The sequence below is a fragment of the Haloarcula sp. H-GB5 genome, assembly GCF_054850705.1.
Genome location: NZ_JBTWBG010000001.1, coordinates 612442 through 634114, shown reverse-complemented (window position 1 = coordinate 634114; position 21673 = coordinate 612442). Strand labels below are relative to the sequence as shown.

The window sequence follows — 21673 nt, the reverse complement described above, 5'->3', positions numbered from 1 at the left end:
CGCAAATCGGCTCTTGCTTCGTCGCTGCTAGAGCGGTTCGTCGCCCTCGATAATCCGGATCGCGCGGTCGGCCAGCGCCGGCACGCGGTTCTCCATCAGCGGATAGAACGGGTCGTCGGCGTTCCCTTCCAGATAGCGCCGGTAGAACATCTCCCCAAGGGCGGCGAGCTTGTACACGGCGAGCGTCCGATAGAACCGCTCGTGTTCGAACGTCAGGCCGGTCTGGGCTTCCCAGCGGTCGACCAGATCTTTCCGGGTCGGGTAGCCCGGTGCTTCGATGAACTCCATCGCAAGGTCGGGAATCTCCGGTTCGGGGTCCTTGGCGTCACGCCAGTACGAGAGCAGCCAGCCGAGGTCGGCCCGTGGGTCGCCAAGCGTCGCCATCTCCCAGTCGAACACGGCGGCGAGGTCCGGGTCGTCACCGGGGCCGAACATCACGTTGTCGAGCTTGTAATCGCCGTGAACCAGTGTCTCCGGATGGTCGTCGGGACACTCGTCCTGAAGCCACGAGCCGACCCGCTCCAGTTCAGGGACAGTGCGGGACTCGGCCGTCCGCTCGAACGCCCACGCCAGTTGTTTCCCCCAGCGCGTGACCTGCCGCTTCGCATACCCTCTCGCACGGCCGAGGTCTGACAGGCCGACGGATTCGGTATCAACCTCGTGGATGGCTGCGAGGGTGTCCACCAGTTCGGTGCCGACTGCCGTCCGGGCGTCGTCGTTCCCGAAGCGCGCTGGCTCGTCGTCTCGGATGACGGTCCCTTCGACGCGGGCCATGACGTAGAAATCGCTGCCGATGACCGACTCATCGTCACAGGCCGTCACCGTCGGCGGGACCGGGACGGCTGTGTCCTGCAGCGCGTCGATGACGCGATACTCCCGCAACACGTCGTGGGCTGTCTCGGCGGTCTGGCCCGGCGGGGGCCGCCTGACGACCAGCTCACGGTCACCCCAGGTGACAAACAGCGTCTCGTTGGAGTGGCCCTGCTCGTGGCGCGCAACGTCGAACGTGTCGACCGGGCCGACTTCCCTCGTGAGGAACTCTTCGAGCGCACTTTCGTCGACCAGTCGCTGGTAGTAGTCGGTGCTGTGTTCAGTCATGGTCGCTGATTGGGTTCCGTGTCATGAAAAACTGCGGGTCGTGTCACCGTCCGACGAACTCCGGCCGGCGGTCGGTCAGGAACGCCTCGACGCCCTCCTCGTGGTCGGCCGTCTCGAAGACGATACCCTGGGCAGTTGCCTCGTCGCGCTGGGCGCGGTCGAAGGACTTCTCCAGGCCGTCCTGAAGCAGCCGCTTTGAATGCCGGAGGGCAACGGTCGGCCCATCGGCGATGCGGCTGACAGTCGCCTCGACTTCGGACTCGAACGCTTCAGCGTTGTAGACGTGATTGAACAGGCCCAGCTCCGCGGCTCGCTCGGCGTCGAGAATCTCGCCGGTGAACACTAGCTCCTTTGCGACGTTGGTCCCGACGATACGGGGGAGTAGATACGACGTGCCAGCGTCGACGCTGAGGCCGACCTGCCGGAACACGAAGCCGATACTGGCCGCCTCGCTCGCCAGCTGGATGTCACAGGCGATCGCGAGGTTCGCGCCGGCCCCGACGGCCGACCCGTCGACCTTTGCCACGGTCGGGACCGGTAGTGCGACGACTCTGGCGATGGTGTCGCGGGTCCGGCGAGCCAGTTCGCTGACGGCGTCGTCGGTCGGGTCGTCGTTCGTGAGCCGCTCGCTCATTCCCTCGATGTCGCCGCCGGCCGAGAACGACTCGCCAGTGCCTTCGATGACGACGCATCGAACATCGGACGCAGTCTCGATGGTATCGAGGTGGCGCTCCAAGGCGTCGTATACGGGCTGTGTGAGTGCGTTCCGCGTTTCCGGTTCGTTCAGCGTCAGCGTGGCGATGCCGTCGTCGATGGAGAGCAGTACGGACTCGCTCACCGGATATCACTCCGTTGTAGCTGCATGGGTTCGCTTCACACGGTCTCGGTATAAATTTACCGCTGGTTTACAGTTTCAGTCAGCGCTGGCCACGAATGGAGATGGCACGCCACAGGCCACCACAGCTAGCAGGGCTAGTTTTAACATATCGGTGTGTGTTGACACGGAGTATGCCAGGTGGTGCACCACTCAACCTCCGGTCGTTCCTGTGGCGTGGCGAGAACGTGTTCCCCGACAGCGAGATCGTCTCGCGGACACATCAGGGGATTCACCGATACACGATAGCGGACTACGCCGAACGCGTACGGAAGCTAGCCTCGGCCCTCGAACAGTCAGGTATCGAACGCGGCGACAGGGTCGGGACGTTCGCCTGGAACAATCACTGGCACCAGGAAGCCTACTACGGGGTCGCCTGCATGGGCGCACAGGTCCACATGATTAACCTCCTCTTGCCCGACGAGCACATCCAGCACATCGTAGCCGACGCCGAGGACGAGATCCTCATCGTCGACCCCGTCATGCTAGAAAAGCTCGAAGGGGCGTACGATGAGGAAGCCTTCGCTTCTGTCGAGCAGTACATCGTGATGGGCGACACTGTCCCCGAAACGTCGCTGGAGCCGGTCGTCGACTACGAATCGTTCATCGCCGACGGCGACCCCGACTACTCCTTCCCGCAACTGCCCGAGGACCAGCCGGCGGGGATGTGCTACACGTCCGGGACAACAGGCAAGCCGAAAGGCGTCGAGTACACCCAGAAGATGTACTGGACACAGGTCATGTCGCTGATGACCAGCCAGGCCGGTATCAAGACCGACGACGTAGAGCTGACGTACGTTCCGATGTTCCACGTCAGCGGCTGGTGTCGTCCGTTCACGACCATCGCTGCCGGAGCCAAGACGGTCCTCCCCGGGCCGAACCCGTCGGCCGAGGACTTGGCGAAGCTAATCGAAGAAGAGGACGTGACCGTCTCCGCAGCGGTCCCGACTGTCTTCATGGACCTGCTGGAGTACGCCCGTGAGACCGACGTGGACTTCTCCTCGGTTCGGTACTTCACCAGCGGCGGGTCCGCGACACCGCGGTCGCTGATGGAAGATTACAAGCAGGAGTTTGACGTGGACCTCATCTCCGGCTACGGCATGACGGAAACGTCACCGGTCACCCACGCCTACGAGCCCAAGCCCGGAATGACGGACCTGCCGGAGGAGGAACTGTTCGACCTGCGGAGCCACTCCGCGGGGCTTCCGATTGCCGGGCTGGAGTTCAAAGTCGTCAACACCGACGGCGAGGAAGTGCCCTGGGACGGCGAGTCGCTGGGCGAACTCTGGATGCGCGGCCCGTGGGTCACTCAGGAATACTACAACGCCCCCGACGCGACCGAACAGGCCGTCACCGACGACGGCTGGTTCAAGACCGGTGACATTGTCCGGGTGAGTCCGGAGGGGTACGTCGACGTAGTCGACCGGATGGACGATCTCGTCAAGAGCGGCGGCGAGTGGATCGCCAGCGTCGAGGTCGAAAACGCGGTTATGGGTCATGACGAAGTCGTCGAAGCCGCCGTCGTCCCTGTTCCCCACGAGCGGTGGGACGAACGCCCTGCCGCGTTCGTCGTCACACGCGACGCTGTGTCCGATGAAGCCGCGCTCCGTCAGGAAATTAAAGACCTCGTCGCCGAGTCCTATCCGTCGTGGTGGGTCCCCGACGCCATCCGTCTGGTCGATGGGATCCCCAAGGGTGCGACCGGGAAATTCTCCAAGCAGACGCTCCGTGACGAGTACGTTGACGAGTCGGTCATCGAAACCGTCGCCGAGAACGCCCCGGCAACGTAACTCGGCCGAAACGTGGCGGACCCTCTGGCTGTCAGGCACCGTATCGACGGCAGCGTTCCAGACAACGTACAGCCACCGACACTGAGCCAGCCCCAACGAGTCCAGTCGCGGATAGGTATTTATGATAGCCCTGTGATGATTGTGGTATGCGAGCAGCTGTCATTGAGGAGCACGGCGAACCGCTCACGATTCAGGACGTGCCCTACCCGGAGCCCCAGCCGGACCAGATCGTCATCGAGACCGAAGCCTGCGGGGTCTGCCGGAGCGACTGGCACGCTTGGCAGGGGGACTGGGAATGGTTCGGCATCCAGACCGGTCCCGGGCAGATTCTTGGTCACGAGCCGGCCGGGGTCGTCGCCGACGTGGGCGCAGATGTCGAACAGTTTTCCGAAGGGGACCGCGTCACGGTCCCGTTCCACCTCGGCGACGGGTCGTGCCAGTACTGCCAGCGCGGGCACGCCAACATCTGCGAGACGTCGATGCCGCTTGGCTTCCTTGAGGCCGCACCGGGGGCATTCGCCGAGGCGTTCCCTGTCCGCGAAGCCGACTTCAACTGTGTCACGCTGCCGGACGCCGTCGACTTCACTGAGATGGCCGGGCTCGGCTGTCGGTTCATGACGGCGTACCACGCGCTGACCGACCGGGCGGATCTCAGGCCGGGAGACGCCGTCGCGATCCACGGCTGTGGCGGCGTTGGACTCTCGGCAGTCCATATCGCGGATGCGCTGGGAGCCGAACCGATTGCGGTCGACGTACAAGACAGCAAGCTCGACCGGGCGCGGGACCTCGGCGCAGCGACGACAATCAACGCTGCCGAGGTGGACAACGTCCCCGGAGAGGTTCACGCAGTCACGGACGGCGGGGCCGATGTGGCTATCGACGCGCTGGGTATCGCGGAGACGTGTCGCAACGCGGTCGGCTCGCTGGACAAGCAGGGCACCCACGTGCAGGTCGGACTCACGACTGACGACGAGGCCGGGGAAATCTCCCTCCCGGTTGATACGATGACCCTGCAGGAAATCGACTTCCATGGCTCCTACGGGATGCCGCCGATCCGGTACGACGAACTGTTCCAGCTCATCGACGCCGGGACGCTCGAACCCTCCAAGATCGTCGGGGAGACGCTTTCGCTCGACGACGTGCCGGCGACCCTCTCGTCGATGGGCGAGTACGAGACGGTCGGAATCCCCGTCATCGACGAGTTCTGAGAGACGCCGGCACTGCGCTGTGATCGTCGGTCCCTACGAACGGTTCGCTGCCAGCCAGTCAACGGCGAAGTCTACCATCGGCTGTTGGTCGAGGAGTTTCGACTCGCCGACGCCGACAGTCCCCGTCTCGACGGCGCTGGGGTGGGCACGCTCGAACGCATCGCCGCAGGCCTGAAAATCCGTATCGGTGAGTTCGATGTCCGTCCAGTGGGACCACTCGCGCTCGCCCTCGACAAGGACGGCGCTGGCGTGTCTGGTCGTGTCGGTATCGATATCGGCGCGGTACTCGGCGAGGTGCAGCGAGGTGTTCGTCGCATGTGAGGTTCCGAGAAACGGGACCCTCCCATCACGGTCGTAGACGTCTGCCAGCGGTGATGCTTCCCCGAGCGAGTAATCGTAGGCGTGCCCGTCAGCGATGGCCTCGGCATCGGTACCCCATGCAGCGAACGAATGCTGTGGGTGCTTACTCCGGTAGACACTCGGATACGTGCGAAAACACTCGGCGATTGCACCCATTCCCTGCGTTGGCGTCACTGCTGGGCGGTACGGTGGGAACTGCTCGCGAATCGTGTCGGCCCACGAGTCCGGGACTGGTGGGTTCCCCATATTGTCGGGGTCTCTGTTGCCGGGCGAGTGCGTTGGCATCACTACGGTCCCGCGCTCGGTGACGACGCGCTGCAGGGCGTCAACCACCGCTGGTGCGCCACCACAGACCCATCCCAGTTCGGACAGCGACCCGTGGACCAGTACTGTTTCCCCGCTTTCGAGACCCAGCGTCCGGAGGTCGTGTGCTATCGAATCCACGGTGACCGGTTCCGCTGAACGGTCACTTGGGCGCGGCGTGTCCATGAGAGACGATAGCCGAAAGCGGGCATAAGTTTCGTGTTCCCAGCGACACCGAGCTGCTGTTGTAGGTGCCTACTGTAGCCCCGAATCCACTGGCTTAGAGCAGCTGGTAGTCGCGCTCTTCGTGCTGGACGGAGATCCACTTGGTCTCGGTCAGTTCGTCCATGATCCACTCGCCGTTGTACCGGCCGATCCCGGAGTTCTTCATTCCGCCGAACGGGGCGTTGGGTTCGTCCTGAATCGGGTGGTCGTTGACGTGGACCATCCCGGCGTCGATCTGGTCGGCGATGGACCGCCCGTGTTCGACATCACCGCTGTACACGCCCGCAGCGAGGCCGTACTCGGTATCATTGGCGAGTTCGACGGCTTCCTCATCGGACTCGAAGGGGATGACTGGAGCGACGGGGCCGAAGTGCTCGTTACATGCCGCGGACATATCGTTGGTACACCCCGAGAGGACGGTCGGTTCGAGGAACAGGTCATCCGCCTCGCCACCTGTTTCCAGCGTCGCGCCGGCATCGACAGTCTGCTCGATGAACGAGGTGAGCTGGTCGACCTGGCTCTCGTTGATGATCGGACCGAACTCCACGTCCTCGTCGAGCGGGTTCCCGATAGTCAGCGACTCCGCGTGCTCGACGAGCTTCTCGACGTACTCGTCGTAGACGTCCTCGTGGACGAGATGGCGGTTGATCGAGATACACACCTGTCCCTGATGGCCGAACGCGCCGACGGAGCCGGCCTTGGCGGCTGCCTCGATGTCGGCGTCCTCGGTGACGACGAACGGGCCGTTCCCCCCGAGTTCGAGCGCTGGGAGGGCGAGCGCGTTCCCAGCCTGACTCGCTACTGACCTGCCGACTGCCGTCGACCCGGTGAACGACATCACGCGGGCAGTCGGATGGCCGGCCATCCGGTCGCCGATGTCGGAGCCGTGGCCCGTGACGACGTTGACGACGCCGTCCGGGAGACCGGCTTCCTCGGCGATGTCGGCCAGCAGGAGCCCGCCGGTAATCGGCGTGTCCGTCGCAGGCTTGAGGACGACGGTGTTCCCCAGTGCGAGCGCGGGACCGAGCGCTCGCGTCGTGAGGTGCAGCGGGAAGTTCCACGGCGAAATAATTCCGACGACCCCAGCGGGCTCGCGGACGATGTGATGGTCCTTGTCCTCGTGATACATCGAGTCACGGACCTCCTCTTCCGGCGGGACCATCTCCAGTGCGCTCTGGAAGTCCGCCATGGCGAAGTTGGCCTCGGCAGTTGCTTTGGCCTGGACGCTGCCCGACTCCGTCGCGAGCAGTTCGACGATCTCGTCGAGTCGCTCCTGCATCACCCCGATCATCGCCTCGACGTACTCGTTGCGCTCCTCGCGCGACAGCGCCGCCCAGTCGGACTGGGCCGCCTCGGCGGCCTGATAGGCGTCGTTGACATCCCCCTCCGTTCCGGCGGGTACCGCCGCGATTTCATCGCCTGTCGCGGGATTAGTCACCGGAATCGTCTCAGATGCGCTGGCGTCGCGCCACTCACCGTCGATGTATAGTCGGCTCCACGCCGTCTGGCTATCTGGTTGTGACATTCCATAGTATCGACAGCGCCACGGACTTTTAGCACTTTGGCAGCAGGCAAACGCTTAATTGAACCCCGGCCACAGATCCTATATGATCGATTACCTCGGTCTCGAAGACGACCTCGGCGAGGAAGAGCGGATGGTCCGTGACACAGCCCGGGAGTTCGTCGAGAACGAAGTCAAGCCGGACGTCGGGCAACACTGGATCGACGGCACGTTCCCGACGGATCTCATCACCGAGATGGGCGACCTCGGGTTCTACGCCCCAAACCTCGATGGGTACGGCCTGCCGGGCCTCAGCGAGACGGCGTACGGCCTCCTGTTGCAGGAGCTGGAGGCCGGCGACAGCGGCCTGCGCTCGATGGCCAGCGTGCAGGGGGCACTCGTCATGTACCCGATTCACGCCTACGGCAGCGACGCCCAGAAAGAGGAATGGCTGCCGGCACTCGGCAGCGGCGAGCAGGTGGGCTGTTTCGGCTTGACAGAGCCCGAACACGGGTCGAACCCGTCAGCGATGGAAACGACGGCCGAGCGCGACGCCGACGGCTACGTCCTGAACGGCTCGAAAACGTGGATCACGAACGCGCCTATCAGCGACGTCGCAGTGGTCTGGGCAAAGGTCACATCCGCCGACGGCAACCCCGTTCGGGGCTTCCTCGTCGAAACGGATCGTGACGGCGTGACGACGAACAAGATCGACGAGAAGCTCTCGCTGCGGGCATCGATTACCGGCGAGATCAGCCTGCAGAACGCCCGCGTCCCCGAGGAGAACATCCTGCCGGGCGTCGAGGGGATGAAGGGGCCGCTGTCCTGTCTCACCCAGGCCCGCTACGGTATTGCCTGGGGGACGGTCGGGGCCGCGATGGACTGTTTCGAGACCGCCCACGAGTACGCCACCGACCGAGAGCAGTTCGGCAAGCCGATCGCCGGCTATCAGCTCCAGCAGGAGAAACTCGCGGAGATGGCGACCCAGATATCGCTGGGTCAGTTGCTCGCCCACCGGCTCGCAGACCTGAAGGAACGCGGCGACCTCCGCCCGGAACAGGTGTCGATGGCGAAGCGAAACAACGCACGAATGGCTCGCGAGCAGTCACGAGTGGCCCGCGAGATGCTCGGCGGCAACGGCATCACGGCTGATTACTCCCCAATGCGGCACCTGACGAACCTCGAAACCGTCTACACTTACGAGGGGACCCACGACATTCACTCGCTCATCATCGGTCACGACCTGACCGGTATCCCGGCCTTCGAGTAGAGGCCGTCCGACACATTCCGGGATACGGAACGACCGCGCGCCGGCGCGAAACAGCACTGCTCAATCGTACGTGAGGTCGATCTTCAACTCGCTGGCTTTCCGCTCCAGCAGGTCGGGGTACGTCGATTCGATGTCGTCCTGGCTTACCCGGCCATTCGGTCCGAAGACGCTCAGCGCGCCGATAAGGTCGTCCTCGTGGTTGTACACCGGTACGCCCGCTGCTCGCAGGCCGTCCATGTGCTCGGACATGTTGGTCGCATAGCCCCGCTCGCGGATCTGTTCGAGTTCCTCGAACAGCGCGTCCCGGTCGGTAATCGTGTTCGACGTCAGCTCTTCGAGGGCAGTAGTTTCGGCGAACTCCTCGATGCGTTCGTCAGCCCACTCCGCGAGGATGGCTTTCCCCGAGGCGAGCGCGTGCAGCGGCCGGCGTTTGCCGATCATCGTGTCGCTCTGGAGCGGGTTCCGGCCGCCGGCTCGGTGCAGATACACGCCCTCGAACTCTTCCTCGACCAGAAATAGCGCCCGCTCATCGGTCTCTATCGCCAGTTCGATGACTTTCTGCTTGGCGACGATGTAGCCCGGCCGCCGTATCCGCGGCGGTTCGCTGAGTTGCAGAAATTGGAGTGACAGCCGATACTCCCCGTCTTCCTCGACGAGATAGTCCATATCGTGCAGCGTCTTGAGGTGCCGATACACCGTGCTCTTGGCCAGATCCGTCTCCGCCCGGATGTCCGCGATTGTCGCGCCTCCCGCGTCTCGAATCAGCGCGAGAATCTCGAACGACGTCCGGGTCGTCGACACCTCAGACGTTCCGTTCTTGTTTTCGAGCATACGGAGTTGTGATTTCTCAGTGTCATCAACGTTTCGCACAATCGACCATGATGGTGCGATAGCTCGAATGCAGTCAGTAGCTATCCGCTGTTCGATTCCATCGCCGAACCGAACCTAATTTGTAGTACGCGACTGGATTTTACACAGACCATGTCACGGCTTAGCGCAGACGATATCGAACAGCTCCGGGCCCAGTTCGAGCGCCAACTCGATGTCGGACTGCACCACGGCGCACAGCTGGCAGTGTACGTCGACGGCGACCTTGTCGTCGATTTCGCCGGCGGCTCCACGGGTCCCGACGGCGACGAAACGACGCCCGAGACGCGTCACCTCCTGTTTTCCTGTACGAAACCGTTCGCCGGTGTCGGCCTGCACCAACTCGTCGAGCAGGGCGAACTCGACTACGACGATCGGGTGGTCGAGCACTGGCCGGAGTTTGCCGACAACGGCACACAGAAAGCATCGATCACTGTCCGGCAGGTGCTCAGCCACACCGCCGGTATCCCCTTCGGTGAGTTCGACGACCAGCCCGAGCGATGGGGCGACTGGGATGCCGTCGTCACGGCGATGGAAGACATTGAACCCGTGTTCGAGCCCGGAACGACCCCGGCGTATCACGCCATCAACTACGGCTGGCTGGTCGGCGAACTCATCCGACGCTGTAGCGGCCAGCCGGTCGAAGAGTACGTTGCAGAGAACGTGTTCGAGCCACTGGGAATGGACCAGACGGGCATCGGGCTACGGGACGACGAGCCCGACGACGTGGCAACCCTATCCGGCTACGAAGCGTTCGAGCGGTGTCACGACGTCGAAGAAGGGCTCGAAGACCCTGCCGCGGAGTACGCCGCGGCGTTCAATCAGGAGGCGATGCGTCGGGCAGTGATTCCCGCGGCCAACGGCATCGGCACTGCCCGGGACATGGCCCGGTTCTACGCCTGTCTCGCAAACGGCGGGTCACTGGACGGGACGGAACTACTGACCGAAGCAACCGTCGACGAGGCGACCACGACCCACGCCGAAACCGAATCCGACGGCACGCTGTCGCGTCCGGCCCGCTACGGACTTGGCGTCTGGACTGGCGGGTTGGCCGCGGATATGTTCGGGGCCGCCAGCAAAGAGCGGATGTTCGGCCACGCCGGCCTCGGGAGTTCGTTCGGCTGGGGCGACCCCGAACTGAACGTCGGGTTCGCGCTCGTCACGAACGGTATCCGCGAGGAGTCCTTCGAACACGCCGCCCGCGTCGGCCAGCTTTCCGACGCCGTCCGGCTGTTGTTACAGGACTGAGCGCAACACCCACTGACACCTGTCGCCACAGGGGTTTTCTGACCGTTTGCGTCTCCAGCTAAGAGACGGTTGCACGACCCGAGTCTTTGTATGGCCCGCGGCTAACCCTCCGATATGAACTTCCCCGACCGAGGCGACGTGGACCATCTCATTGATCCACAGCCGCTGCCGGACTTCGCTCGTGTCCAGTACGAGCCGGAGACGGCCGCCGTTGACGACCCGGCAGCCGTGGCGCAGGCTGAACTCGACCGCCTCGATCTTGACGGGTTGGAACCGGGCACAACCGTTGCCGTTGCCGTCGGCAGCCGCGGCATCCACTGTATCGACGACATCGCCGAGGCTGTCGTCGAGGCCATTCGCAGTAGGGGATTCGAACCAGTCGTCGTCCCGGCGATGGGGAGCCACGGCGGAGCGACGCCCGAGGGCCAGCGCGAAGTGCTGGAGAGCCTGGGCATCACGGAGTCGCGCCTCGATGCCCCCATCGACGCTCGGATGGACACTGCACAGGTCGACACCGTCACCGTCGGTGAGACCGAGTTTCCGGTCCACGTCTCGACGGCGGCACGGGAGGCGGATGCCGTGGTTGTCGTGAACCGAGTAAAGCCCCACACCAACTATAGCGGCCGCATCGAGAGCGGGCTGACGAAGATGACCGTCGTCGGGCTGGGCAAGCAACACGGCGCGAAGGCGTTCCACTCGACAGCCATCAAGGAGGGATATGTGGAGACGCTGGAAGCCGCGCTCCCGGTTGTCGAGTCGGCGCTGCCACTGGTCGGCGGCGTGGCGCTGGTCGAGAACTTCCACGAGGAGACAGCCCACGTCGAAGCGATTCCGGCGGGCTCGTTCACCGACCGCGAGCCAGCGCTGCTGGAACAGGCCTACGACGAGATGGCGACGCTCCCGGTCGACGACATCGACCTGCTTGTCGTCGACGAACTCGGCAAGGATGTCTCCGGCGCGGGAATGGACACGAACGTCATCGGCCGCTACCGCGTGCTCAACGCGCCGGACCCCGACGAACCGTCGATCAAGCTGCTGTACGCCCGCGGGCTCACAGAGGCGACGAAGGGCAACGGCAACGGTATCGGCCTGGCCGACATCACCCGCCGGGCCGCCGTCGACCAGCTGGACCTGCAGAAAACGTACGCGAACGCGCTCACCAGCGGGTCGACAGCGAAGGCGAAGCTCCCGCTCGTCGCGCCGGACGACGAGTTCGCCATCCGGACGGCGCTGTCCGCACTCGGTGGCTACGACCCTGACACTGTCCGGATCGTCTGGATACAGAACACACAGGACCTCTCGACGCTCCACGTCTCCGACCCGCTAATCGATGATCTGCCGGCCGCCGCCGCAGTCACCGACCACGAGTCGCTCGCGTTCACCGACGGCACCGCGTCGTTTACCCGCGATTGACATTTGGGTGACGACGGTCCCCGTCATGTATCTGGAACAATTTCTAACAACTGTACATTCGTTTCTCTGGTTACAACTCACCAGTTGGATGAAACTATCGGAATAGGATTTCAGTCCGAACTGGCAGAGGAACGGGATGCAAGCAGAAGCGGGAGGATTGCGTTCTACTTTTAGGTAATTAATTTATATCGGGTGGCCATCTATAGCTATATCGAGTTCGAAACTCTCAGAAGGAAACTATATGAACATTTTATCGAATATATGGAGTTAAGAACGCAAAAATAACATAGAAAATCTGCATATGGGGCCAAAAGCCGATGGGAGCGCAATATATGGCGATATATCTGGCTCAATCATCGTCAGATATAGGGGTGTCCGGACACTGTCGGTCCGGATTGCTCTCTAAGCTCCGCGAACGGTCGCTGACCCTGTCACACCGACTGTTCGACTGTCGGCGTGTCCGGTAGTCGCTCGGCGACGACTTCGATAGGATGGGGCGGAATCTCGTCGACGCCGTCGCGGTCACCCAGCTGGGAGCGGCAGGACCCGCCCGGTGCAACGACCCGATCGCCGTCGCTTTCGTCGACTTTGTCGAACAGCAGCTGCCCGATGGTTTTCGAGAGGTCGTAGTGCTCGTCGTGGTAGCCGAAGCTCCCGGCCATGCCACAGCACGTCGAGTCGAGCGGGTCAACCTCGTAGCCCACGCGGCGCATGACGCCGACGGCGTGGTGGTCCTTGTTGGTCCCCTTCTGGTTGCAGTGGCCGTGATAGCTGACCGCGCCGGCGGCCCCGAGCGAGCGGTCCTCGACCGGGAGCGCGTCGTCGAGCCGGAACGTGTCGAGATATTCCAGCACGCCGTAAGCGCTGTCGGCCACCTCCGAGACATCGGGGCCGTCGAGCAGGTCCCGGTACTCGTCCTGGAACATCACGGCGTCGGAGGGTTCGACGAACACGACGTCCCAGCCCTCGGCGACGCGGTCCGACAGCCGATTTGCGTTCGTCTCGGCACGCTCGCGAGCCAGGTCCAGCATCCCGGTTGAGTACGCCGCTCGCCCTGACGGTGCGGTGTTGTCCGGAATGGTGACGTGGACGCCAGCGGCTTCCAGCGTTTCGACGGCGGCCTTGCCGGCGGCCGGATACGAGTAGTTCGTGTACGTGTCGGGGAACAGCAGGACCTTGCGGTCGGCCTCGGCCCGTGAGAGAGTCGAGCCGCCGCGGGCGTCGAACCAGTCCCGGAGCGTCTCCCGGCTGAAGGTGGGGAGTTCGCGCTCCGGCGCGATACCGAACACTTTCTGCATGACCACCCGTGCGCCCGGGATGTCTGTCGCCCAGTTCGAGACCGGCGCCAGCGCCGACCCGATTTTCGAGGCGGTGTCGATGTTGGCGAACAGGCGCTCCCGGAGGCTGGTCCCTTCTTCCTGATGGTGCTGGTGTTTCAGCTCGGTCTTGAGTTTCGCCATATCAACCCCGGTCGGGCAGTCGCTCTTGCAGCCCTTGCAGCCGACACAGAGGTCGAGCACTTCCTCCTGGAAGCGCTCGGAGTGGATTTCGTCCTCGTCTAGATCACCACTGATGGCCGACCGGAGGAGGTTCGCACGGCCCCGCGTCGTCTGGACCTCCTCCTCCGAAGCGCGGTAGGTCGGACACATCACGTCCCCGTCGGTCTGGCGGCAGGTCCCACAGCCGTTACACAGTTCGACAAGCTCCGAGAAGCCGCCTTCATCCTCGAAGTCCAGCGTCGTCTGTGGTTCCAGAGACTGATACTCCGGGCCGTACCGGAGGTTCTCCCGCATGTCTGCACCGACACCACGGTTGGCATCGGGGCCGATGTCCTCTGGCCCCTCGCGGTAGACGACGTTGCCCGGGTGTATCCACCACTGCGGGTCGAAGGCCGTCTTGACCTCCTTGAACGCATTCCAGAGCGTCTCGCCATACATCTTGGGCGTGAACTCCGTCCGGGCCATCCCGTCGCCGTGCTCGCCGGAGAACGACCCCTTGTGTTCGAGCACGAGGTCGGTCACGTCGTCGGTGATGGAGTGCATGGCCTCGATGCCGGATTCCTCTTTCAGATTGAGAATCGGCCGGATGTGGAGCGTCCCGGAGCCGGCGTGGGCGAAGTACGCGGCGGAGGTGTCGTGGTCAGCCAGCACCTCCTCGAACTTCTCGACGTACTCGGCCAGTTCGGCGGGGGGGACCGTCGCGTCCTCGATGAACGGGTACGGCTTGGGGTCGCCATCCATGGACATCAGGAGCGGAATCGCCGCTTTTCGGAGCTTCCAGAGGTCGGCCTGATCCGCGTCGGTGTAAGCCTCGACCACGTCGAAAGCCGTTCCGTTATCGAGGAACCGCTCGTTGGTCCGCGCGATGGCCGCCTCGAAGTCGTCGTGCAACTCCGAGTCGTATTCGAGCATCAGCGCGGCCGCCGCGCGGTCCGGAATCGGCTCGACGTACTCGGCGTAGCCGTCGGAGCCGGCCGCGAGCCTGAACACCTCGTCGTCCATCAGCTCGACTGCGCTGACGTCGTAGTCGAGCGCGACCGGGACGGCCTTCATCGCGTCGGCGAGCGTGTCGAAACAGTACAGCGCCAGTGCGGTCTCCTCGGGGACGGTCACCAGCGAGAGTTCGGCCTCGACGATGACCCCGAGGGTTCCCTCGCTCCCGACGAACAGCTTCGCGAGGTTCAACACCCGCTCGCCGTCGTCGTTCTCGTAGATGACGCGGTCGAGGTTGTAGCCCGACACCCGGCGCTTGAGGTCCGGGTAGCGGTCCTCGATTTCCTCGGCATTCTCCTCGACGACTTGGCGGACCGTCCGGTAGATGTCGGCCTCACGGTCGTCCTTGCGCACGATGTCGTCCCACTCCGGCGAGTCGATGACGACCTCGCGGGCGTGGATGAGTGAGCCGTCAGAGAGGACGGCCTTCACCGCATCCGTGTAGGCGTCGGTGATGCCGTACCTGACGGAGTGTGCGCCGGTGGAGTTGTTTCCGATGCCACCGCCGACAGAGGCGCGGTTCGACGACGCCGGGTCCGGGGCGAACTTCAGGCCGTACTCGGCCAGTGTGTCGTCTAAGTCGTCCTGCACCACGCCGGGCTGGATTCGCGCCGTCTGTTCGTCCGGCCGAATATCGAGGATGTCGTCCATGTGCCGGGACATATCCAGCACGACACAGCCCGGGCCGACAGTCTGCCCGGCGAGCGACGACCCGGTCCCGCGAGGGAGTATCGGAACGCCGTGGTCTGTCGCCACTTCGACGGCTGCCCGAACGTCGTCGATATCAGTCGGATACACGACTCCTGCCGGTTCAGCGCGGTAGATGCTCCCGTCCGTCGCGTATAGAATCCGGGCGTATTCGTCGAACTCAACCCCACCTGCGACCTGCGAACGGAGCGCGTCCGCCAGGTCCCGATACGCGTCGACATCCGGTCGATCCAGGTCCAGTTCCTGTGCTGACCAGGTGTCCTCGACATTTTCGATCGCCATACGGGCATTCAGGAGTAATAATCATTAAACTCTATGGCATGCGGTCACAATTCGCTCTTGACGCCCGCCAGCTATTTGCCCGAGGGCACTGGAAGCGATGTATGGCCAGTGCAAGCATACTCCACATGTGCCTGAACGTCGCCGACGCCACAGAATCGATCGCGTTCTACGAGCAGTTCGGTTTCGAGGAGTCCTGGCAGTTCACCACGCCGGACGGCGAGACGACGAACTACTACGTGGCCGACGACAGCGGCGTCGAGCTGCAACTATCGGAAACCAACGGGGAGACGAGCTTCGAGATGGGGTCCGGCTGGGACCACCTCGCACTCAGCGTGGACGACGTCGACGCGACGGTCGAGCGAATCGACCACCACGGTGTCGTCAAAGAGCCAGGTCCACAGCCGGAAGCCGGTGCGTACACGGCTTTCGTCGCTGACCCCGACGGCCATCACGTCGAACTCATCGAACCGCTCGAAGACTGAACTGCGCCCACGGCGTTTCGAGTGACGAAATACTGAGTCCGACCGTCAGTTCCCGACGGCCGCGGCGCGTTCGACGATGTCGGCGCCGTACATCTCCTCCAGTTCCTCATGCTGGTCCGGCCGGTGCTCGTACACGTCCTGGAACAGCGTAATGGGCGTCTGTGCGGCCTGATAGGTGGCTTCGTCCCACATCCGGTCTTTACTGATATCGACTTCGACGCCGTCGATGACCAGCGTCGCGGCCTGGGTCATCGCGATGGCTCCCTTGCCGGCCGCCTTCGCGGCCTCGAACTCTTCCATGGAGTCGACGATGTCGTTCATGCTGGGGATATACGCGGTGCGGTCGAGCAGTTCCTCGGTGAGTTCGTCCTCGTCCAGTTCCAGTCGCTCACCGCCCGCCTGCAGGACGTAGCCGCCGTCGCCGTCCGCCTCCAGCGAGAGGTCGTCGCCGTCGTACACCTGCTTGCCGTCCTGTGCTTCGAGTTCGACTTCCTGACCGCCGGCTTCGAGGAGCCAGCTGCCAGTCTTCGGCGGGAGCGGAGCAGTGTTCGCCTCCACGATTTGCCCCGGCGTCAGCGACCAGATGCCAGTCATCCCCTTCGCGCGGTTGTCCTTCATCCGCTCGCGGTACCCCTCGACGTCCCGGATGTCGTCGTACGGGCCGTCGACGGCGATGAGGCCCGCGGCGCTGGCACCCCGGGAGGTGTTGTGGCGCAGTTCCGGCCACGGCGGGAGTTCGCCGGTGGGCGTCATCGCGCGCATGTCCTTCGTGTAGTCGACCTCGCCGTCGACGAGCAGGAACATGCGTTCGAGGTTGTTCGAGGGCTTGCCCATCTCGTCCCGCAGGTCACCCATCGCCAGTTCGGCCTCGCCGCTCTCGACGATGACTGACATGGAGAGGCTCCCCTCTTCGAGCCCGTGTTCGTTCTCGATGATGGTGAAGAACTCATCGGCCTTCTTCCAGTCGTCGATGTCGCCGACCTCCGGAATGACGAAGCCGTCGATGTGTTCGACCGCCCCGTTTTCGGGGTCGGTGATTTCGAGCATCTGCTGGAAGCCCTGATAGCGGGTCGACGGCGACTCGCGGTGCCAGACGACGCGCGGGTGGATCTCACCGGGGAACTCGGCGCCCTGATTGGCGACGACCTCGATGATGTTCTCGACACCCTCGTCGCGCATGTTCGGTGCCGTCGCGTCCTCGTTGTCCGGAACCCAGACATCCGGGGCCTGCAGGCCACGGAGCTGGCCGGCGCTTCGTAGCATCTTCGCTGAGTCGTCCTCCCCGTCGACTGCTGTCGGAGAGGTAAAGAACGTTCTAACGAACTCGCGGTCGTAGTGTCGCGTCACACTCATAACTCGTCTCAAAGAATCCAGCGAAACCGCTTAAATCTACCGTCCGTCTCCGGCCGAAACATCGACCAGCGTGGTCGTTCCACCGTCTCTCAGCAGATTCGGAAATGCGAAATATTCGTGCTATATTACATTCGATCATCTGTTCATCCGAGCGACATAACGGTCAGTGGTGCACACTGATCTGTCGGCATCTCGTGGCCGTTCAGTCGCCACATCACGAACTCCCAGCAAATTCGGCCGCTGTTTTCACCCCAGCAAACTCCACTTTCTGTTTCGTCTTTTCGAATATCTGTGCCGGGCATGGAGCCGAATGACGCCTATTTCGGGTACGTCCTGTCTCGGAAGTCACCGCAGAGCGGTTGTCACAGCCGATACGGCAATTTTATTCGAGCGGCACCAGAACTGGTGTCTAATGACACGGGCAAAAACGGACTCGGTCCGGGCGACACAGACCTCGCTGTCGGTCCTCTCTGGTATCAAAGACCTCGGCGGGAGTGCCACGCTGGTCGAACTCGCCGACTCGCTGGAGCCGGCCAAGAGCACGATATACAAACACCTGGTGACGCTGGAAGACGAGGGCCTGGTCGTGGAACGGGACGGCGAGTATCGCATCGGGCTCCGGTGGCTGGAGTTCGGCGGCATGGCACAGCGCTACGACGGCATCTATGAGGTCGCAAAGCCCGAGGTCAGGCGGATGGCCGTCGAGACCGGCGAGTTGGCGAACCTGATGATCGAAGAGCAGGGTTACGGTATCTACATCCACACGACCAGCGGCGATCAGGCAGTCGCGCTCGATACGCGTCTCGGGAAGCGGATTCACCTCCACAAGACCGCCATCGGCAAAGCCCTCCTGTCGAGTTTCGACGATGACCGGGTCACAGAAATCATCGAGACCCGGGGGCTGCCGGCCGAGACGGACAACACTATTACAGACCGCGAGACGCTGTTCGCGGAACTGGAGACGATCCGAGAACGCGGCGTCGCCGACGACACCGAGGAGCGGGTCGATGGAACCGGCTGTGTTGGGGTCCCCATCGATACCGGCGACCGCCGCGAGGCCGCCATCAGTATCACCGCGCCTATCAACCGACTGCAGTCCCCTGGCCGCAAAGCCCAACTGATCGATACGGTGAAGCAGGCTGCCAACGTCATCGAGGTCAATCTGGCCCACGAATAACCGCTCTGCGTTATTAACAGAACAGCCGCCATCCATCGTTGACAGCTGGGGTCTGGTGGAATCTAATACCAGTACAGTTGTTATTCGGAAATCGAGTGTCAGCTATCTGTGATAGACAAGGTGGACTGAGTTAGAGAGATATCCTGCAGCTCTACCTCTATACTATCCCTATACTAGGCTATAGAATGTCATCTTAGATGTTTCTGACCCTGATTTGGACATGAAAACCTAAATACCAGATTAAGTGGTAAAAATAGATATTATATGGCCTCGTTATAGGTCCGATAGGATGGGTATAGTTGCGTATCTGTACTGAGTACACAAAGGCGGATATAGAAAGTCTAGGATCGGGTTACGGTTCGGCAGCTATGCGTATGGCTATACCGCTGATATCACCTGTAACTATCCGGAATACCGGGTGCATCGCTGGAAAATCATCTGCCACTCCCATCGACCGGCGTTGTTCCTGTGGGGGCGAACGATCACTGGTAACACAGACTCACGGCGAGAAGAGCGAAGTACGTCACGAATCCCCAACACGCCGCGGCGACGACGACCGGCCCTACGAGAGCGGCGAGCACCAAAGCGCAGGTCAGGAGCGCGACAGCCGAACCCGTCCGCACGCCGCGGCGCTCCCACAGCGACGCGACGGGCGTATCGAGCACGAACAGCGCCTCGACACCCAGTGCGCCGGCCACGCCGACAGCGATAGCAGATTCGGCCCAGAGCGTGTCGAGCGCGTCCGTTTGGCGGAGATACATGACGAGTACAAGTCCACAGAGCAGCGCGAACCCGGCATCGCGTCGGTAGTCGGGCACAGGGGCGGTACACGCCATAGTCAAAAAGTAATGCCGCTGGCGGCGGGACGCTCGCGGCTACCCCAAGTACAAAGACACTGACAATCGCAGTGCACCTATGCACCATCCTGGACCGCCGCGGTTCGTGGCGACGGGTGACGAGATCGAGCTCGCACCCCGGGACCCGGACCCAACAGCGACGTACAGTTGGCACGTCGCGCGCGCACCAGTACAGTCAACCGCCACACTCGGAGATGACCCGGTCGAACAGTTCGTCCCCGACACGCCGGGTAGATATGTCATCCGCCTCAGCGCACCGGACGGCAAGCACGACCTCACCGTCCGCGCGTTCCCTGGGACCCTCAAATCGGGCGGGACACACACCTCCGGACTGTCCGGTCGCTCAGGCGAGCGAAGCGGTGGCGTCTCCGGTGGGCAAAGCGGCTCCGGGCTCAGCGGGAGCGGCGAGTACACACAGGCAGGGGACGGCAGCGACGGCGGGGGTGGCGGCGGTCGGCCGCGTCTGACATTGCGGCCGGAAATCGAGGGCGACGAGGCCGTCGTCCGCGCGGACTGCAGCGCCCATCCGGAGGGGACCGAGACGGCCGGCGACCTCGCCGTCGAGTTCCTGCTGGACGACCGCGACGACATCGACGCCGACGCGGTGACCCGGGACGGGACGGACCTCCGGATTCCGCTGGACGCGCTCCCGGACCGCGCTCGTATCCACGCCGTTGCTGTCGGGGACTACGGCTACAGCGTGCCCGACGCCGTCGAGTTCACTCGCAACGGGGACGGTGTCGAGACGGTGGTGAGCGGCGCAGGGGTCGCCGCCAGACGCCCGTACGACGCGCCGGCATGGGCCGAGGACTCGGTCATCTACGAGATCTACGTCCGCACGTTCGCTGGCGAGGGCGACGATTCGCCGTTCGACGCGATCATCGACCGGCTGGACTACCTTGACTCGCTCGGCGTCGATGTCATCTGGCTCACGCCGGTGTTACAGAACGACCACGCACCGCACGGCTACAACATCACTGACTTCTTCGAGATCGCGTCGGATCTGGGTACCCGCGCGGACTACGAGCGGTTCATCGAGGCAGCTCACGACCGTGGGTTCAAGGTGCTGTTCGACCTCGTCTGCAACCACTCGGCCCGGACCCACCCCTACTTCGAGTCCGCCGTGGAAGGGCCGGACGCCGACTATCGAGAGTGGTACGAGTGGCGAAGCGACACCGAACCGGAGACGTACTTCGAGTGGGAGCATATCGCTAACTTCAACTTCGATCACCTGCCGGTCCGCCGGCACCTGCTCGATGCGGTCGCCCAGTGGGCCGAACTGGTCGACGGGTTCCGCTGTGACATGGCCTGGGCCGTCCCGAACAGCTTCTGGCGCGAGATCCACGACTACTGCAAGGACCGCGACAGCGAGTTCCTGCTTCTGGACGAGACCATCCCGTACATCCCCGACTTCCAGGCCGGGCTGTTCGACATGCACTTCGACTCGACGACCTACGCCGCGCTCCGGCAGGTCGGGGGCGGCGGCGATGCCGAGGCGGTCCTCAGTGCTATCGAAGGGCGAGCGGAGATCGGCTTCCCGGAGCACGCGTCGTTCATGCTGTACGCGGAAAACCACGACGAGACGCGCTATATCGTCGATTACGGACGGGATGCCGCCGAGGCTGCCGCGGGCGCGCTGTTCACGCTCCCGGGCGCGCCATTGTTGTACGCCGGCCAGGAGTTCGGCCAGCGCGGCCGGCGCGACGACCTCGCGTGGGACCACGCCGACGAGACGCTCCAGTCGTTCGTCAGCGACCTTTCGGCAACCAGACACGACCAGCCGGCGCTGTCGGCGGATGCGGACCTCGTCCGAATCCCGTACGAGGTCCGAGACGGGCCGTCCGACCGCGTCGTCGCGTACGCTCGGACGACTGACGAGGACGCGGCTGTCGTAGTGCTCAACTTCAGCAGCGAGCCGACGACGGTCGAGCTACCGGTCGGGACCGACGACACCGACCTCGTTTCCGGGGAGCACCGTGGGGGGGCTGGTGACGGGGACACGACCGTTACAGTCGATAGCGTGGGCGTGTTCCCGACTGACAAGAGCAATCTGAATCAGTAGTCCAAGCGACCGGGCCCGTTCAGCATCAGCGGCCCGCCCTCTTGGGGTACACAGTCGTGGCCCCGAAGTATCACTAATTTGTCCGAACCACAGGAGTTTATAG

General features: G+C 63.4%; 16 protein-coding genes. 8 read left to right on the top strand and 8 right to left on the bottom strand.

What is annotated here, in order from left to right; genetic code table 11:
* Nucleotides 1–27 precede the first annotated feature (27 nt).
* Nucleotides 28–1098 (bottom strand): phosphotransferase family protein, encoded by a 1071-nt coding sequence (locus tag ACYJ11_RS03310; protein ID WP_461646716.1) that lies wholly within the window; start codon nucleotides 1096–1098, stop codon nucleotides 28–30.
* Between the two features lie 43 nt (nucleotides 1099–1141).
* Nucleotides 1142–1936, bottom strand: coding sequence for an enoyl-CoA hydratase/isomerase family protein (locus tag ACYJ11_RS03305; protein WP_461646715.1), 795 nt, complete (start codon nucleotides 1934–1936; stop codon nucleotides 1142–1144).
* 170 nt (nucleotides 1937–2106) lie between these two features.
* On the opposite strand from ACYJ11_RS03305, the gene ACYJ11_RS03300 reads away from it, so the two are divergent.
* Complete coding sequence (locus tag ACYJ11_RS03300) at nucleotides 2107–3762, top strand: long-chain-fatty-acid--CoA ligase (protein ID WP_461646714.1); 1656 nt, start codon at nucleotides 2107–2109, stop codon at nucleotides 3760–3762.
* A 146-nt stretch (nucleotides 3763–3908) separates the two neighbouring features.
* Nucleotides 3909–4970 carry a zinc-dependent alcohol dehydrogenase family protein gene (locus ACYJ11_RS03295; RefSeq protein WP_461646713.1) on the top strand — a complete coding sequence of 354 codons (1062 nt, stop codon included), beginning with the start codon at nucleotides 3909–3911 and terminating at the stop codon, nucleotides 4968–4970.
* Nucleotides 4971–5003: 33 nt separating this feature from the next.
* Here ACYJ11_RS03295 and ACYJ11_RS03290 read toward each other — a convergent pair whose 3' ends face one another.
* Complete coding sequence (locus ACYJ11_RS03290) at nucleotides 5004–5819, bottom strand: AAC(3) family N-acetyltransferase (RefSeq protein ID WP_461646712.1); 816 nt, start codon at nucleotides 5817–5819, stop codon at nucleotides 5004–5006.
* Between the two features lie 94 nt (nucleotides 5820–5913).
* Nucleotides 5914–7383 carry an aldehyde dehydrogenase family protein gene (locus ACYJ11_RS03285; protein ID WP_461646711.1) on the bottom strand — a complete coding sequence of 490 codons (1470 nt, stop codon included), beginning with the start codon at nucleotides 7381–7383 and terminating at the stop codon, nucleotides 5914–5916.
* Nucleotides 7384–7465: 82 nt separating this feature from the next.
* Between ACYJ11_RS03285 and ACYJ11_RS03280 the strand changes: the two genes are divergently transcribed.
* Nucleotides 7466–8629 carry an acyl-CoA dehydrogenase family protein gene (locus tag ACYJ11_RS03280; RefSeq protein ID WP_170097112.1) on the top strand — a complete coding sequence of 388 codons (1164 nt, stop codon included), beginning with the start codon at nucleotides 7466–7468 and terminating at the stop codon, nucleotides 8627–8629.
* Between the two features lie 60 nt (nucleotides 8630–8689).
* Here ACYJ11_RS03280 and ACYJ11_RS03275 read toward each other — a convergent pair whose 3' ends face one another.
* Nucleotides 8690–9460 (bottom strand): IclR family transcriptional regulator, encoded by a 771-nt coding sequence (locus ACYJ11_RS03275; protein WP_461646710.1) that lies wholly within the window; start codon nucleotides 9458–9460, stop codon nucleotides 8690–8692.
* Nucleotides 9461–9610: 150 nt separating this feature from the next.
* Between ACYJ11_RS03275 and ACYJ11_RS03270 the strand changes: the two genes are divergently transcribed.
* The gene (locus tag ACYJ11_RS03270) at nucleotides 9611–10744 is read left to right on the top strand and encodes a serine hydrolase domain-containing protein (RefSeq protein WP_461646709.1); all 1134 of its coding nucleotides are present in this window, start codon (nucleotides 9611–9613) and stop codon (nucleotides 10742–10744) included.
* Between the two features lie 114 nt (nucleotides 10745–10858).
* Complete coding sequence (locus tag ACYJ11_RS03265; RefSeq protein WP_461646708.1) at nucleotides 10859–12157, top strand: nickel pincer cofactor-dependent isomerase, group 22; 1299 nt, start codon at nucleotides 10859–10861, stop codon at nucleotides 12155–12157.
* A 431-nt stretch (nucleotides 12158–12588) separates the two neighbouring features.
* On the opposite strand, the gene ACYJ11_RS03260 is transcribed toward ACYJ11_RS03265, so the two are convergent.
* Nucleotides 12589–15639 (bottom strand): FAD-binding and (Fe-S)-binding domain-containing protein, encoded by a 3051-nt coding sequence (locus ACYJ11_RS03260; RefSeq protein WP_461646707.1) that lies wholly within the window; start codon nucleotides 15637–15639, stop codon nucleotides 12589–12591.
* A 101-nt stretch (nucleotides 15640–15740) separates the two neighbouring features.
* On the opposite strand from ACYJ11_RS03260, the gene ACYJ11_RS03255 reads away from it, so the two are divergent.
* Complete coding sequence (locus ACYJ11_RS03255) at nucleotides 15741–16121, top strand: VOC family protein (RefSeq protein WP_421642076.1); 381 nt, start codon at nucleotides 15741–15743, stop codon at nucleotides 16119–16121.
* Between the two features lie 45 nt (nucleotides 16122–16166).
* Here ACYJ11_RS03255 and aceB read toward each other — a convergent pair whose 3' ends face one another.
* Nucleotides 16167–17474, bottom strand: a complete 1308-nt coding sequence (aceB, locus tag ACYJ11_RS03250) for a malate synthase AceB (protein ID WP_461646706.1) — start codon at nucleotides 17472–17474, stop codon at nucleotides 16167–16169.
* A gap of 412 nt (nucleotides 17475–17886) precedes the next feature.
* On the opposite strand from aceB, the gene ACYJ11_RS03245 reads away from it, so the two are divergent.
* The gene (locus ACYJ11_RS03245; protein ID WP_461646705.1) at nucleotides 17887–18651 is read left to right on the top strand and encodes an IclR family transcriptional regulator; all 765 of its coding nucleotides are present in this window, start codon (nucleotides 17887–17889) and stop codon (nucleotides 18649–18651) included.
* Between the two features lie 482 nt (nucleotides 18652–19133).
* On the opposite strand, the gene ACYJ11_RS03240 is transcribed toward ACYJ11_RS03245, so the two are convergent.
* On the bottom strand, nucleotides 19134–19469 hold the full coding sequence (locus ACYJ11_RS03240; protein ID WP_461646704.1) for a hypothetical protein: 336 nt from the start codon (nucleotides 19467–19469) through the stop codon (nucleotides 19134–19136).
* Nucleotides 19470–19566: 97 nt separating this feature from the next.
* Between ACYJ11_RS03240 and malA the strand changes: the two genes are divergently transcribed.
* Nucleotides 19567–21570, top strand: a complete 2004-nt coding sequence (gene malA / locus ACYJ11_RS03235; protein WP_461646703.1) for an alpha-amylase MalA — start codon at nucleotides 19567–19569, stop codon at nucleotides 21568–21570.
* Nucleotides 21571–21673: the final 103 nt, after the last annotated feature.